The organism is Sphingomonas panacis (assembly GCF_001717955.1).
GTDB classification, from domain to species: Bacteria; Pseudomonadota; Alphaproteobacteria; order Sphingomonadales; family Sphingomonadaceae; genus Sphingomonas; species Sphingomonas panacis.
Window position 1 is genome coordinate 3,731,541 of the sequence record NZ_CP014168.1, and the last position, 13,724, is coordinate 3,745,264.

Sequence of the window (13,724 nt, forward strand, 5' to 3'; positions counted from 1 at the left end):
GTCCATCGATCATCGCGGCATGAGGATGAACGCACTGTTTATGCCGCTCGCCGCGTTGCTGCTCGGCGCGGCCGATCTGCCCGGCCCGGGCGAGCCGGCGCTGACCCCACAGACCGCGCGATCGGGCGGGCCGGTCGATCCCGAGCAGGCCAAGCTCGCGTTCGACGCGGCCGATCTGCGCTTCGAAGTGTTCCCCGCAGAGGAGCGCATCGCCGGCGTGGCGACGCTGACCTTCACCGCGCGCGCGCCGCTCGCGCGGCTGCTGGTCGATCTCGACCGCAACCTGCCGGTTAGCAGCATCATGATCGACGGCGCGGTGCTGCCGGCAAGCGCATGGGCGAACCCGGACGGCAAGCTCACCATCACGCTGCCGAACCGCCTCGCGGCGGGCGGGCGTGTCGTCGCGCGCATCGCCTACGGCGGCACGCCGCATGTCGCGGTGAAGGCGCCGTGGGATGATGGTTTCGTCTGGGCGAAGACGCCCAACGGCCGGCCATGGGTGGCGACCACCGCCGAGGGCAATGGCTGCGACCTGTTCTGGCCGTGCCTCGATTTCCCGACCGGACGGCCCGGCGTGGCGACACTGCACATCACCGTGCCGGCCGGGCTAAAGGCACCCTCCAACGGCAAGCTGCTCGGCGTCGATACGCTCGCCGACGGGCGCACGACGTGGAACTGGCGAGTCAAACACCCGACCACCTACGGCATCGCGCTCAACATCGGGCCGTATGAGCAACTGTCGGGCGACTACAAAAGCCGGTTCGGCAACACGATCCCGCTGTTCTATTGGTATCTGCCGGGTGAGGAAGCGCAGGCGCGCAGACTGTTCGCCGAGTTCGCGCCGACGCTCGACTTTTTCGAGAGCGAGATCGGCCCCTATCCGTTCGGCGACGAGAAGCTCGGCGTGGTCGAGACGCCGCACAAGGGCATGGAGCACCAGACCATCAACGCCTACGGCAATGGCTATACCAAGGCGCCCGAGGGGTTCGACTGGCTGTTCCAGCACGAATTCGCGCACGAATGGTTCGGCAACCAGCTATCCGCGCGCGACTGGGACGATTTCTGGCTGCACGAAGGCTATGCCACGTACATGCAGCCGTTCTACGGGCTGTGGCGCGAAGGCGACGCCCGCTATGCGACGATGCTCGACGACGAGCGCAACAAGATCACCGATCTGCGCCCGATGGTGTCTGGCGCGTCGCGCACCGAGGAGGATGTCTACCGAATCGATCGCGGCGGGCCGGGGCAGGACATTTATTACAAGGGTTCGTGGATGCTCCACAGCCTGCGCTGGCTGATCGGCGACCGCGCCTTTGGCGAGGTGACGCGGCTGGCGGTGTACGGGCGGAGCGATCCGAAGCCGGGCAATTTCACTCCGCATTTCCTGACGAGCGCGGATTATCAGGCGATCGTCGCGCGCGTGACCGGCAAGGATTATGGCTGGTTCTTCGACGTTTATCTGCGCCAGGCCGTGCTGCCCGACCTGTTGAGCGAACGGAGCGGCGGGATGCTGAACCTGCACTGGGTGGCCCCGGGCGGGCGGGCCTTCCCGATGCCGGTGGCGGTGCGGATCGCCGGCCGGACGGTGCGGCTGGCGATGACGGACGGCACCGGGCGCATCGCGGTGCCGGCGGGCGCGCATGTCGTGATCGACCCCAACGCGCGCGTTTTGCGGCGATCGGCGGCGGTGGAGGCGTATCAGGCGTGGCGGGACGCACAGAAGGCGCGGTGACGTTACGCCAGCTTGGGAGTGCTATGATATGCGACAGACGGTACTTGCTTGTGTCCTCGCCGCCAGCGCAGTTTCTGCCACCGCACAGACCGAAGTTCCCGACGCGCCAGATCCCTATATCCACGCGCAGACGGGCATGCGCTTTCCTGCTCAAGTGGGACCATTCGAGCGTCATGAGGTGGTGCGGTACAACACCGATGGTTCGGACACGGGTGTCGGCTATCAACTGATCCAAAGCGGCCGCAAGATCGGCTATGTCAGCATGTTCGTTTATCCCGAACCGGCGCTTGGTAAGGATCAATCGCGACAGCAGGCTTGCCGCGATCTGTTCGCTGGCATCAAACAGGATATTCTAAAGCACGAACCCGACGCGAAAGTGCTAACGGAAGGCGACATTTCTGCACCTTCGCCTCACGTCCGGAAACGCGGACTCCACGCCACTTTATCGGGCGGATCGGCAATGTTCGACGGAAGAGAGCAACGGGTAATCGAACAAGCGTCGCTCTTCTGCCACGTCGGAGAACGCTGGCTTGTTTCCTACCGGGTAACGTGGCCCGAAGGTGAAAATCCTACCGCCGCTGTCGAGGCTCTGGTGAAAGCGCTCCATTGGCCGGAGGCGCTTTCACACTGACGGGGGGAAGGCTGTTTACGCTGCGCCCGCCCCCGCCTTGTCCTTCTTCGCATAGACGCGGATCGGTTCTTTGCGGCCTTCGATCACGTCCTTGTCGATCATCACCTCATCGACGCCGTCCATGCCGGGCAGGTCGAACATCGTGTCGAGCAGGATGCCTTCGAGGATCGAGCGAAGCCCGCGTGCGCCGGTCTTACGGTCGATCGCCTTCTTGGCGACCTGCGTGAGCGCATCGTCGGTGAAGCCGAGCTTGACCGTCTCCATGTCGAACAGCTTCTGATACTGTTTGACGAGAGCGTTCTTGGGCTCGGTCAGGATCGTCACCAGCGCCGGCACGTCGAGATCCTCGAGCGTCGCGATCACCGGCAGGCGGCCGACGAACTCGGGGATCAGGCCGAACTTGAGCAGATCCTCGGGCTCGACCGACTTGAGCGTCTCGCCGGTGCGGCGTTCCTCAGGCGAGGCGACATAGGCGCCGAAACCGATCGACTTGCCCTGCAGGCGGTCGCCGATGATCTTTTCGAGGCCGCTGAACGCGCCGCCGCAGATGAACAGGATGTTGGTCGTGTCGACCTGGAGGAACTCCTGCTGCGGATGCTTGCGGCCGCCCTGCGGCGGCACCGACGCGGTGGTGCCTTCCATCAGCTTGAGCAGCGCCTGCTGGACGCCCTCACCCGACACGTCGCGCGTGATCGAGGGGTTCTCGGCCTTGCGGCTGATCTTGTCGATCTCGTCGATATAGACGATGCCGCGCTGCGCGCGCTCGACGTTGTAATCCGACGCCTGGAGCAACTTGAGGATGATGTTCTCCACATCCTCGCCGACATAGCCGGCTTCGGTCAGCGTCGTCGCGTCAGCCATCGTGAACGGCACGTCGAGGATGCGGGCGAGCGTCTGCGCGAGCAGGGTCTTGCCGCAACCGGTCGGGCCGACGAGCAGGATGTTCGACTTGGCAAGCTCGACATCCGCGCCCTTCTGGCCGTGGTTGAGGCGCTTGTAATGGTTGTGAACCGCCACCGACAGCACGCGCTTGGCGCGCTTCTGGCCGATCACATAATCGTCGAGGACGTCGCAGATTTCCTGCGGAGTCGGCACGCCGCCGTCCTTCTTCGAGACCAGAGCCGACTTGGTTTCTTCGCGGATGATATCGTTGCACAGCTCGACGCACTCATCGCAGATGAACACGGTCGGCCCGGCGATCAGCTTGCGCACTTCGTGCTGCGACTTGCCGCAGAAGGAGCAATACAGCGTGCTTTTCGAATCGCCGCCACTCAGCTTGGTCATAAAATCTCGTGTCCCAATGCCCCTTGTGGGGACGAAAGCATAACAGACTAGGCGCGTTTCTGGCTATCGGGCAATGCCGAATATCGCTTTAGCCCGGCGGTTACGGCCTGATAAGAGGTGATATGGGCACAGTTTGCGGCGGAACAAGCGGCGCGGCACCACCTGTCCGGGCGGTTCACATCCCGGGTGAGGACGTGCCCCGCCGCCGCGAGCCGGCGACGGGGCGCGTCCCATAACACGGCCTCAGGCGGCGGGAAGCGCCGGCGGGGTGCTGCCGTCTTCCGAGATCGCCGGGCGCTTGTCGAACACCTGATCGATCAGGCCGAACGCCTTCGCCTCTTCCGCCGACATGAAGTTGTCGCGGTCCATCGACTTCTCGATCTCCTCAAGCGTCTTGCCGGTGTATTTGGCGTAAAGCGAGTTGAGGAAATGGCGCATCCGCAGGATTTCGCGCGCCTGGATCTCGATGTCGCTGGCCATGCCCTGCGCACCGCCCGAGGGCTGGTGGATCATGATCCGCGAGTTGCTGAGCGCGACACGCATGCCCGGCTCGCCCGCCGAGAGCAGGAAGCTGCCCATCGATGCCGCCTGACCGATGCAGACCGTGCCGACGCGCGGCCGGATGTACTGCATCGTGTCATGGATCGCCATGCCCGCCGTGACGACACCGCCCGGCGAGTTGATGTACATGAAGATGTCCTTCTTCGGATTTTCCGACTCAAGGAACAGAAGCTGGGCGGTGATGACCGAGGCCATGTGATCCTCGACCCCGCCGGTCACGAAGATGATCCGCTCGCGCAGCAGCCGCGAATAGATGTCGAAGCTGCGCTCGCCGCGGTTGGACTGCTCGATGACGATGGGAACGAGGCCGGCCTGGGTCGGCTGCCCCTGATATCCGGGGGCGACGAGTCCGGCCGCGCTGAGGGGAGCCATGAAATCGCCGGTGTCGAACGGGTTGCGCATGATGTTCTGTACGTCCTTTATGCCCTTGCGGTCGCCTACATCGGCACTCCGTCGGGACTTGGCAAGTGTGGGCGGGCGCATCCCCTGTTCGTTCGTGCCGAGCTTGGCGAAGCAGGTGTCCCGAACGCAGCTCTACCAGGCGCGCCCTTCGACACGCTCAGGGCGAACGGTACGTGGACTTTTAACCTTCGCGCCGCTCCACGCCGGGCGCGCGGTGCGAGAGATAGGCGAGCCGGCGCATTTCGCGGCGGCCGCGCACCACCGTGTCGAGGATCAGCCCGGCGAACAGGCACAGCGCGGCGAGGATCATCAGGCCGGTCACCATCACCGCTGTCGGCAGGCGCGGCACGAGATGCGTGTGCATGTAGGTGATGACCAGCGGCACCGCGAGCAGCACCCCGATCAGCGCCAGCGCCACGCCGATCGCGCCGAAGAACAGCACGGGCCGCTCGATCCGGTAGAGCTGGAGGATGGTGCGCAGGATGCGGAAGCCGTCGCGATAGGTGCTGAGCTTGGAGGCGGACCCTTCCGGGCGCTCGTAATAGGGCGTCGCCACCTCGGCCACGGGCATGCGCAATTCGAGCGCGTGGACGCTGATCTCGGTCTCGATCTCGAACCCCGCCGACAGCACCGGGAAGCTCTTGACGAAGCGGCGCGAGAAGACGCGGTAGCCCGACAGGATATCGGTGAAGCTGCGCCCGAACAGGCGCGCGAGCATGCCGGTCAGCACTGCGTTGCCGAAGCGGTGGCCGCGCCGGTAGGCGGCCTCGATCTGGGTGATGCGCGCACCGACGATCATGTCGAGCTGCTCGTCGAGCACACGGGCGACCATCGCGGGCGCCGAGGCGGCGTCGTAGGTCGCGTCGCCGTCGGCCATCACATAGACGTCGGCATCGACATCGGCGAACATGCGCCGCACGACCGCGCCCTTGCCCTGGATACGCTCGGTGCGGACGATCGCGCCGGCGGCGCGCGCGACCTCGACGGTGCGGTCGCGGCTGTTGTTGTCGTAGACGTAGATGTCCGCGCCGGGCAGCGCGGCACGGAACCCCGCCACCGTCGCGGCGATCGCGGCTTCCTCGTTATAGCAGGGGAGCAGGACGGCGATGCGTGGTTCGGACAAGTCCCGCCCCTAATAGCTCAGAGCGGCTCAACCCCGCCGCGCGTGGTCACGCGGCGGGGTCGTGCGGCTCAGGCCTCGGTCTTCTTCGCGGCGGCCTTCTTGGCCGGCTTCTTGGGCTCAGGAGCGGCTTCGCCCGCTTCGGCTTCGGCCTTGGGCGCAGCCTTCTTGGCGGCCGGCTTCTTGGTCGCGGCCTTCTTGACCGGCTCCTCGGCAGTCGCTTCGGCGGGGGCCGGCTCGGCCGAATCGTCGGCCTTCAGCTCGGTCGCAGCGGCATGGTCATGATCGTCGCCGTGGGCGTGATCGTGATCATGGCCTTCGTGATCGTGGCCTTCGTGGTCATGGTCATGATGGTCATGAACATGCGTGCCGCTGGCGAAGCCGTCTTCGCTCTCGATCGCTTCCTGAAGCTCTTCGCGAGTCACTTCGCGATCGGTGATCTCGGCCTTTTCGAACAGGAAATCGACGACCTTGTCCTCGTACAGCGGCGCGCGGAGCTGGGCTGCGGCCATCGGCTCTTGCTGGATGTACTGGAGGAAACGCTGACGATCCTCGGCATTGTACTGCTGCGCGGCCTGCGCGATCAGCCGGTTCATCTCGACCTGGGTGACCTCGACGCCGTTGGCCTGGCCGATCTCCGACAGGAGCAGGCCGAGGCGGACGCGCCGCTCGGCGATCTTGCGGTAGTCGTCGCGCTCTTTCTCCATCTCTTCGAGCGCGGCGGCCGGATCGGCCTCATGAGTCGCTTCGTGCTGGAGCTGCTGCCAGATCTGGTCGAACTCGGCCTCGACCATCGTCGGCGGCACTTCGAAATCATGACCCTCGGCGAGCTGATCGAGCAGCTTGCGCTTCATGTGGGTACGCGTCAGGCCGTTGAGTTCCTGCTCGATCTGGCCCTTGAGCAGCCCCTTGAGCTGTTCGAGGCTTTCGAGGCCGAGCGACGTCGCGAGCGTGTCGTCGATCACGGTTTCGCCGGGGGTCTGCACCTTCTTGGCGGTGATCTCGAAGGTGGCGGGCTGGCCGGCGAGGTTCTCGGCCGGATAGTCCGCGGGGAAGGTCACGTTGAGCACGCGCTCCTCGCCCTGCTTCACGCCGACGAGCTGGTCCTCGAAGCCGGGGATCAGGCGACCCGCGCCGATCTCGACGCCCATGTCGGTGCCGGTGCCGCCATCGAAAGCGACGCCATCGGCGGTCTTGCCGACGAAATCGACCGTGACGAGATCGCCCTGCGCGGCTTCATGATCCTCGGCGGCGTCGTCCCACTTCTTCTGCTGCTCGGCGAACTTCGCGACCTGCGCGTCGACTTCGGCTTCGCCGGCCGGAACCGTCAGGCGCTCGAGCTTGAGGCTGTCGATCGCGGGCGTCGGCACCTCGGGGAGCACTTCGAGCGAAACCTTGACCTCGGCATCGTTGCCGATCTCGAAACCCTCGTCGAGCGCGACGGAGGGCTGGATCGCCGGGCGCAGCCGCTGTTCGGCGATCAGCGTCTGGATGCCTTCCTGGATCGCCGAGTTGAGCGCGTCCTGAGTCAGCGCCGGGCCATGCATCTTGCGAACGAGGTTGGCGGGCACCTTGCCGGGGCGGAAGCCGGGCATTTTGATCTGCGGTGCGACGCGCTTCAGCTCGGCATCGACCTTCGAATCGATCTCGGCGGCCGTGATGGTGAGGGTGTAGGCGCGCTTGAGCCCCTCGTTGAGCGTCTCGACAGTCTGCATGGGTCTTCTCAGGCCTCTTCACGAATCAGAATCGCGGCGCCCCTGCACGCGGCGGCGACTGGTGCGGGCGAAGGGACTCGAACCCCCACATCTTGCGATGGCAGGACCTAAACCTGCTGCGTCTACCAGTTCCGCCACGCCCGCATAGGACACCGTCGGGTGTGGGGGGCGTCTATAGCAAGGATCGGCGGCGGGGCAAGCCACGGAGTCACGGCTGTGAAATCTTCGTGAAACTTCGCGAGGGGCCGGTTCGTTGAGTGTCGGACAGAGGAGAAACCCGATGGCAAGCACGCCCCCCACCGAACTGCCCCCGCAGCCGAGCCAGCCCGCCACGCCCGAGACCCCGCCGCCCGAGATCGCGCCGACCACGCCGGACATCGACGTGCCCGCGCCGATGCCGACCAGCGACCCCGCGGTCGCGCCCGGCCAGCCGACCGACCTCGGAGATTTCGCATGAGCGGCGCGCCCGAATCCCCCGACGCGTATCCGCCGCGCAAGGACGATCGCAGCGACCTCCAGCAGATCGTCGAAGCGCGCAAGGACGCGGTCGAGCGCGGCGAAGGCGGGCCGGAGCCTGATCCACTCGCGCGTCAGGGCGAGGCCGACGGTGTCGGCGGCACCGGCGGCGTGGTGAAAAACCAGGACGACGACGCGCAGTAACGGTCAAAAGCCGTCACCCCGGACTCGTTTCGGGGTCCACCGTTCCGCGAATCCGCAGCCTCTGCTTTTGCGGAACGGTGGATGCCAGACCGAATACGGCATGACGTTCAGGACTTTTCACGGCGCGGCCGGATAAGCATTTCCCATCCCCGTTCGTGCTGAGCCTGTCGAAGCACGTGCCCGAAACCCAGCGCCTGCGACACGTGCTTCGACAAGCTCAGCACGAACGAATTCAAAGAGTTATGCGTCGACGCGACGCGGACCAGCCGAGCACTACTTCGCCGCCACTGCCGCGCCGACCGCCCCGATCCGCGCGCCGGCGACGAGCGCGCGGAAGTCGGCGATATCGCGATCGTAATAATAGATATCGGGCGCCTCGAAGGTCGCCATGTAGAGCTTGCCCGCGATGATCGCGGCATAGCCCTCGCCCTTGCGGCGCACGTCCTCGTTCGGGCGCGTGAAGCTGTAGGTGAAGGTCACACCTTTCGCGCCGACGAAGGTGGCGGGCGCGACGCTCTCGATCGTCATCAAGGGCGTGGCGAGCGCGATACGGTAGCTGTTTTCGAGCAGCGCCGGAATATCGGTGAGTAGCATCGTCGCGCTGAAACGCGGCAGCGGCTTCGCCCGTTTGCTCACCTCGCGGAACAGCGTGCGGTCGGTCTCGATCCCGCCGTAGAAGGTGACGTCGTTCAGGCCATCGCCGTCGAGCGTCCACGTCTCCGAATTGCGGCCCGGCCGCGCGCCCATCTTGTTCCATTCGCGGGTCGGTGTGATCGTCAGCGCCGATTTGGCGACGGCGACGGCCTGCCCCTTGGCGATCAGCGTGTTGCCGGCGCTGGCGGGCGCGCCGCACATCAGCAGCGCCGATGCCATCAGCGCAGATACGGCTTTTCTCAAGGTCATGGTTCCGGCCTTCATGGCAGCAGGGTCTGGATCATCGCGCGGTCGGGCGCGTCGGGGCGCAGCGCGAGATAGCGTTTGAGCGCATCGCCGCCGTGCGAATCGCCGCCGCGAAGCTGCGCGAGGCCGAGGCCGCGATACGCATCGGCATTGGTGGGATCGAGCGCGATCGCCTGCGCGTAGAACCCGGCCGCCGAGACGAGATCACGCGGGTTGCCGCGCGTGCGGTACAGGTCGCCCCGCGCGCACAGCAGTTCGGCATCCCAGGTGTCACCAGCGAGCTGGCCGAACAGATATTCGGTGCCGCCGAAATCGTTGAGCTTGATCTGATCGGCGAGGAACGCGCCGCGCAGCGGCTTGACCGCCCCTTGCAACGCATCGCGGCCGGCATCCCCCTGCCCCATCCCGGCGACGAGCGTGCGCAAATAGGTCGCGCGTTCGAGGCTGGTGGGATGGCTGGCGAAGAACGACAGGCGATCGTAGCGGTGGCTCTTCTGCTTGCGCCCGAACGCGGTGGCATCGGCCTCGTCCATCGCGCGGTTCCAGATGTCGGGCAGCGCATTGGGATCATAGCCCGCAGCGAGCATGTATTTCGCGCCGAGCAGATCGGCCTCGCGTTCCTCGTCGCGACCGAATGCGAACATCGACCCGACCGCTGAGTTGGCCACATCTACGGCGCTGCGGCGGACCTGATAGGAGGCGCCGCTCGCGGCGATCACGCTCATCCACGCCACCACATCGGTCATCGATCGGTCGTGCTGGAAGCGATGCAGACTGTGCCGCTGTTCGAAATGCGCGAACTCGTGCCCGAGCACCGCGGCCAGTTCCGCCTCGTCGTGCACGCGGATCAACAGCCCGGAGTTGACCACCATCATGCCGTTCGGCGCCATCCTCGCATTGAACTCGGGATCACGCATCACATAGATGCGGATGCCGCGACACCGATCCGCGCCGACGGTACGGCACAGCACCGCGCGCACATAGTCCGTGAGTCCCGGCTCCTTCAGCACGAACGCCGAGTCGCGCAGCGTGCGCTCGGCCTCGTCGAGTTGCATCCACAGCCCGCGCTCATCGACCGTCTGCGGCTCGTAGGCGCCGCTATACGGCGGTAGCGGTTCCTTCGGCGCGCTCGCCGCGACACCGAACACCGCCGCCACGCCGAGTAGCGCGAGCCGGCGCAGGCGTGGCGTCATTGGCCCGTGGCCGACGCAACTACCGGCGCGGCGGGCGGCGTGCTGCCCGGAAAATCCTCGAGCAACTGGCGCACGCGCTTCTGCGCGCCCTCGACCGTGCGGACATCGCCGCCCATCGCCTGATCGGCATTGAGCCAGACGAGGTCGCCGTTGCGCAGATCGACCAGCCCTGCGTAGCCGCGATGTTCGCCTGATTTGACCGACACAGACGCCATCGCCGCGAACACCTGGAAGACCTTGCGACCCGTCGAGCCGTATTGGTCCTCATCGAAGATGAAGAGCGCGTAATCGCAGCCCGTGCCCCTGCCGATCTCGGCCACGCCCGGCCCCATCGTCCACTCGAAACTGCCTTTGCGCTTCTTGGTGGGCAGGCGATTGCCGGGGAAGAACTGATATTCGATCACCGAATCGGCCAGTACCGAGAACAACGCGCGGTAGCCGGCGAAGGTCTTGGCGGCCGGACCGATCGGCTCCTCCGCGTCGATCACCTGATTGCCGAGTTGCTGTTGCGCCACAGCCAACGCCGCGCCGAGATTGTCGCGCGCCTGCGCGGTCCAATCGGCATTCGGCTCGAACAGGCCGCCGGTCGATTGCGCGCCGACCCTGATGGTCGGGCGGATCAGCAGGATCTTGGCGGAGCCGGGACGCAAGGTGAAACCGGGCTTGTTGCCCGATTTCTCCTGTGCGACCGCAGTCGATGACGCGAGCAGGCAAAGAACGGCTACCGCCGCGAACAGTGTATGTCGCATGCATCCCCCCGGATCGCGATGTCCCCACATCGCCCGGGGAACTTACGAGATCATCATGGCGTCTGCAACGGCCTTCGACGAATACACGCCACGCGGTGAAGTCGACTTCAATCCGCCCCGAACAACGTGAACCCGGCCGGCAGGCGCTTTGGCCTATTGCCCTCGATCAGCATCTCGATCGCGCTGATCGCGCCGAGCAGATCGCGCTGCGCATAGGGTTTGGCGAGACAGCCCACCGCCACCGCCTGCCCGCCCATCGGGCATTCGCCGGTCACGAACATCGCCGGCACACCAGCCTGATGCGCGACGCGCGCGACATCGATGCCGCTGCCGTCCGACAACCGCACATCGACCAGCACCAGATCGACATCTTGCGGGCGCCGCAACACAGCGAGCGCGTCGGCGACGCGATCGACCGTCGCAACGATCTCGAATTCGGCCTCACGCAGGAAATGCTCGGTATCGAAGGCGACGAGCGGCTCGTCCTCGACAATGAGCAACCGACTGATCCGCCGCTTTTTCCGTCCGAACAGCATGTCCGGTTGTCCCACCTTCCCTGACCGCATCGACGCGGTTGACGCGTCCTCGTTACGGATGCGTCTCTTAACGCGCCGCGTCCGAATCGGTCGCAAGAAATTTTGCGCGCGCACACAGCGAAATTCGCTATAGGATCGCGGTGCAACGCCCTACTTCCAAAACGCCCTCGGACTCGCAACCGCGCTCCGACCAGCGCATCGCCAAGCTGCTCGCCCGCGCGGGCATCGCCTCGCGCCGCGAGATCGAACGCATGATCGCCGACGGCCGAGTCGCCATCAACGGCACCGTCATCGACACGCCCGCGACGATTCTCACCACACTCGACGGGGTGACCGTCGATGGCGTGGCCGTAGAGGCGCCCGCGCCGGCGCGGCTGTTCCTGTATCACAAGCCACCAGGGCTGCTCGTCACCGAGCATGATCCCGCCGGCCGGCCGACGATCTATGATCGGCTGCCCAACACGCTGCCGCGCGTAATGCCGGTCGGGCGGCTCGATCTCGCCACCGAAGGGCTGCTTCTGCTCACCACCGACGGCGAGTTGAAGCGCCAGCTAGAACTGCCCGCGACCGGGGTGCAGCGCGCCTATCGCGCGCGTGCCTACGGTCCGATTACCCAGCAACAGCTTGAGGAGTTGATCCACGGCGTCGAGATCGAAGGCGTGCGCTACGGCTCGATCGACGCCAATCTGGAGCGGCGCACCGGTGCGAACGTGTGGATCGAGATGATCCTGACCGAAGGCAAGAACCGCGAGGTGCGGCGCGTGCTCGATTATCTCGGGCTGAAGGTCTCGCGGCTGATCCGCACGCGCTACGGCCCGTTCGTGCTGGGCGATCTCGCCCCCGGCGCGGTTGGCGAAGTGCGTGGGCACGATGTCGCCTCGTTCCGCAAGAACCCGACCCGGCTCGACCTGCCGCAACCGGCGCGATCGCGCTCGGCGGAGCCGGTGTACGATGCCGTGAAGCCCGCGCCGCGTGCCCGAGGCGAGGGGCACGCCGCGTCTGCGGCGCCAAAGAGTCGCAGCCCCGCCGCACCGCGCATCACCCGCGAAACCGCCGCCAGAGCCGACCGCGCCGCCTTCGCCGACGCGCGCCCGGTCCGTAAGCCGGGCGCACGGCCGGCGACCCCCGCGAGCCAGCCACGCGACGCCGCGAAGCCAACCACGCGACGCGACGCCACAACCAGTCCGGCACGCGAGTCGACCTGGTCGCCACGCGACAGCCGCCCCGCCGAGGAGCGCACCGCGAGCCCCGCCCCGATCAAGCCGAAGCGCTTCTACGATGCCAAGCCCAAGGCCGGCGCCCCTGCCCCGGCACGCGGCGAAGGCACCTCGCGCGCGCGCCGCACCGCGACCGACCCGCGCCCCAAACGCGAAGGCGCTCCCACCGACCGCCCGACGCCGCCACGCGGCCCGGCGCGCCCGTCCAAACCCCGCCCGACACGGACCCGTAAGTAATGCGCATCATCGCTGGAGAATGGCGCGGTCGCGCGCTCATCGCGCCCAAGGGCGAAGCTACCCGCCCCACCGCAGACCGGGTCCGCGAGGCGTTGTTCTCGATGCTGACCAGTCGCCTCGGCAGTTTCGAGGGGCTTGCGGTCGCCGATCTGTTCGCCGGCTCGGGCGCGCTCGGGCTGGAAGCGCTGTCGCGCGGCGCCGCCTCGTGCCTGTTCGTCGAACAGGACAAGCCAGCGCTCGACGCGCTGCGCATCAACATCGCCAAGCTCGGCGCGAAAGCCGATGTGCGCGCGCAATCGGTGCTGGCGCTCGGCGTCGCGCCCAAGCCGCTCGACGTGATCCTGATGGACCCGCCCTATGACAGCGGCGCGGGCGCGGTCGCGCTCGACAAGCTGGCGCGGCTCGGCTGGGTCAACGAGGCGACATGGGTGAGTGTCGAGACCGCCAAGCGTGAGCCGCTGGAAGTCGCGGGCTTCGTCGAGGATACGAGCCGCGTGTTCGGCAAGGGGCGGATCACGCTGCTGCGGCGGGGGTAGAAGTCGCCTGCCCGGCACGGGCCAACAGGCGAATAGCGCCACCCCGCACCGAACCAACGCGCGTCGACTGCGCTCGTCATCATTGGATGTGGGCCGTCGGCTGGTGTCCGCTTTTCGCGGTAGAAGACGTACCCCGTCGATCCTGACAGGCGGCGTTTACGGTCGGCTGATCGACTGCGGCCAGGCCGCGCCATGTATCCCGGAGGCCGCCCCGAAGGTCGTCGTCCAGCGTAACAAAAACGCCGCATTTG

General features: G+C 66.4%; 14 protein-coding genes and 1 tRNA gene. 6 read left to right on the forward strand and 9 right to left on the reverse strand.

The features are described from left to right. Window positions 1–25: 25 nt before the first annotated feature. Together J0A91_RS16915 and J0A91_RS16920 are read left to right on the forward strand one after the other, a co-directional pair. Window positions 26–1,732, forward strand: coding sequence for a M1 family metallopeptidase (locus J0A91_RS16915; RefSeq protein ID WP_420852803.1), 1,707 nt, complete (start codon window positions 26–28; stop codon window positions 1,730–1,732). A 28-nt stretch (window positions 1,733–1,760) separates the two neighbouring features. Further along, window positions 1,761–2,363, forward strand: a complete 603-nt coding sequence (locus tag J0A91_RS16920) for a hypothetical protein (protein WP_150126952.1) — start codon at window positions 1,761–1,763, stop codon at window positions 2,361–2,363. Window positions 2,364–2,378: 15 nt separating this feature from the next. Here the strand turns inward: J0A91_RS16920 and clpX are convergent, their stop codons facing one another. From clpX to J0A91_RS16945, 5 genes are all read right to left on the reverse strand, one after another. After that, entirely contained in the window at window positions 2,379–3,647 is a 1,269-nt protein-coding gene (gene clpX, locus J0A91_RS16925; RefSeq protein ID WP_069205875.1) for an ATP-dependent Clp protease ATP-binding subunit ClpX, read from the reverse strand. 243 nt (window positions 3,648–3,890) lie between these two features. Continuing rightward, window positions 3,891–4,610 (reverse strand): ATP-dependent Clp endopeptidase proteolytic subunit ClpP, encoded by a 720-nt coding sequence (clpP, locus tag J0A91_RS16930; RefSeq protein ID WP_069205876.1) that lies wholly within the window; start codon window positions 4,608–4,610, stop codon window positions 3,891–3,893. 181 nt (window positions 4,611–4,791) lie between these two features. Next, complete coding sequence (locus J0A91_RS16935) at window positions 4,792–5,733, reverse strand: glycosyltransferase family 2 protein (RefSeq protein WP_069205877.1); 942 nt, start codon at window positions 5,731–5,733, stop codon at window positions 4,792–4,794. Window positions 5,734–5,801: 68 nt separating this feature from the next. Beyond that, the gene (gene tig / locus J0A91_RS16940; protein WP_069205878.1) at window positions 5,802–7,445 is read right to left on the reverse strand and encodes a trigger factor; all 1,644 of its coding nucleotides are present in this window, start codon (window positions 7,443–7,445) and stop codon (window positions 5,802–5,804) included. A 59-nt stretch (window positions 7,446–7,504) separates the two neighbouring features. Next, window positions 7,505–7,589 (reverse strand) — tRNA-Leu (locus tag J0A91_RS16945). A 136-nt stretch (window positions 7,590–7,725) separates the two neighbouring features. Between J0A91_RS16945 and J0A91_RS16950 the strand changes: the two genes are divergently transcribed. Then, window positions 7,726–7,902 carry a hypothetical protein gene (locus J0A91_RS16950; protein ID WP_169833158.1) on the forward strand — a complete coding sequence of 59 codons (177 nt, stop codon included), beginning with the start codon at window positions 7,726–7,728 and terminating at the stop codon, window positions 7,900–7,902. Then, the gene (locus J0A91_RS16955) at window positions 7,899–8,105 is read left to right on the forward strand and encodes a hypothetical protein (protein ID WP_069205879.1); all 207 of its coding nucleotides are present in this window, start codon (window positions 7,899–7,901) and stop codon (window positions 8,103–8,105) included. The genes J0A91_RS16950 and J0A91_RS16955 overlap by 4 nt, the downstream gene beginning before the upstream one ends. A gap of 273 nt (window positions 8,106–8,378) precedes the next feature. Here the strand turns inward: J0A91_RS16955 and J0A91_RS16960 are convergent, their stop codons facing one another. From J0A91_RS16960 to J0A91_RS16975, 4 genes are all read right to left on the reverse strand, one after another. Beyond that, entirely contained in the window at window positions 8,379–9,008 is a 630-nt protein-coding gene (locus J0A91_RS16960; RefSeq protein WP_069207431.1) for a hypothetical protein, read from the reverse strand. 11 nt (window positions 9,009–9,019) lie between these two features. Beyond that, the gene (locus tag J0A91_RS16965; RefSeq protein WP_069205880.1) at window positions 9,020–10,198 is read right to left on the reverse strand and encodes a M48 family metallopeptidase; all 1,179 of its coding nucleotides are present in this window, start codon (window positions 10,196–10,198) and stop codon (window positions 9,020–9,022) included. Beyond that, window positions 10,195–10,947, reverse strand: coding sequence for a hypothetical protein (locus tag J0A91_RS16970; RefSeq protein WP_069205881.1), 753 nt, complete (start codon window positions 10,945–10,947; stop codon window positions 10,195–10,197). The genes J0A91_RS16965 and J0A91_RS16970 overlap by 4 nt, the downstream gene beginning before the upstream one ends. A 107-nt stretch (window positions 10,948–11,054) precedes the next feature. Then, window positions 11,055–11,483: a response regulator gene (locus J0A91_RS16975; RefSeq protein WP_069205882.1), complete on the reverse strand. Its 429-nt coding sequence runs from the start codon at window positions 11,481–11,483 to the stop codon at window positions 11,055–11,057. A 251-nt stretch (window positions 11,484–11,734) separates the two neighbouring features. On the opposite strand from J0A91_RS16975, the gene J0A91_RS16980 reads away from it, so the two are divergent. Then, a complete protein-coding gene (locus J0A91_RS16980) occupies window positions 11,735–12,937 on the forward strand; it encodes a pseudouridine synthase (RefSeq protein ID WP_069207432.1) in 1,203 nt (400 codons plus the stop codon). Then, window positions 12,937–13,473, forward strand: a complete 537-nt coding sequence (rsmD, locus tag J0A91_RS16985) for a 16S rRNA (guanine(966)-N(2))-methyltransferase RsmD (protein ID WP_069205883.1) — start codon at window positions 12,937–12,939, stop codon at window positions 13,471–13,473. Before J0A91_RS16980 ends, rsmD begins: the two co-directional genes overlap by 1 nt. Window positions 13,474–13,724 lie beyond the last annotated feature (251 nt).

Bases quoted from the DNA above. Each gene is read 5' to 3' on its own strand.
- clpP (WP_069205876.1), bottom strand. From the start codon at position 4,610: ATGCGCAACCCGTTCGACACCGGCGATTTCATGGCTCCCCTCAGCGCG.
- J0A91_RS16980 (WP_069207432.1), top strand. From the start codon at position 11,735: ATGATCGCCGACGGCCGAGTCGCCATCAACGGCACCGTCATCGACACG.
- J0A91_RS16970 (WP_069205881.1), bottom strand. From the start codon at position 10,947: ATGCGACATACACTGTTCGCGGCGGTAGCCGTTCTTTGCCTGCTCGCG.
- J0A91_RS16920 (WP_150126952.1), top strand. From the start codon at position 1,761: ATGCGACAGACGGTACTTGCTTGTGTCCTCGCCGCCAGCGCAGTTTCT.
- J0A91_RS16975 (WP_069205882.1), bottom strand. From the start codon at position 11,483: ATGCTGTTCGGACGGAAAAAGCGGCGGATCAGTCGGTTGCTCATTGTC.
- J0A91_RS16950 (WP_169833158.1), top strand. From the start codon at position 7,726: ATGGCAAGCACGCCCCCCACCGAACTGCCCCCGCAGCCGAGCCAGCCC.
- rsmD (WP_069205883.1), top strand. From the start codon at position 12,937: ATGCGCATCATCGCTGGAGAATGGCGCGGTCGCGCGCTCATCGCGCCC.
- J0A91_RS16965 (WP_069205880.1), bottom strand. From the start codon at position 10,198: ATGACGCCACGCCTGCGCCGGCTCGCGCTACTCGGCGTGGCGGCGGTG.
- J0A91_RS16955 (WP_069205879.1), top strand. From the start codon at position 7,899: ATGAGCGGCGCGCCCGAATCCCCCGACGCGTATCCGCCGCGCAAGGAC.
- J0A91_RS16960 (WP_069207431.1), bottom strand. From the start codon at position 9,008: ATGACCTTGAGAAAAGCCGTATCTGCGCTGATGGCATCGGCGCTGCTG.
- tig (WP_069205878.1), bottom strand. From the start codon at position 7,445: ATGCAGACTGTCGAGACGCTCAACGAGGGGCTCAAGCGCGCCTACACC.
- clpX (WP_069205875.1), bottom strand. From the start codon at position 3,647: ATGACCAAGCTGAGTGGCGGCGATTCGAAAAGCACGCTGTATTGCTCC.
- J0A91_RS16915 (WP_420852803.1), top strand. From the start codon at position 26: ATGAACGCACTGTTTATGCCGCTCGCCGCGTTGCTGCTCGGCGCGGCC.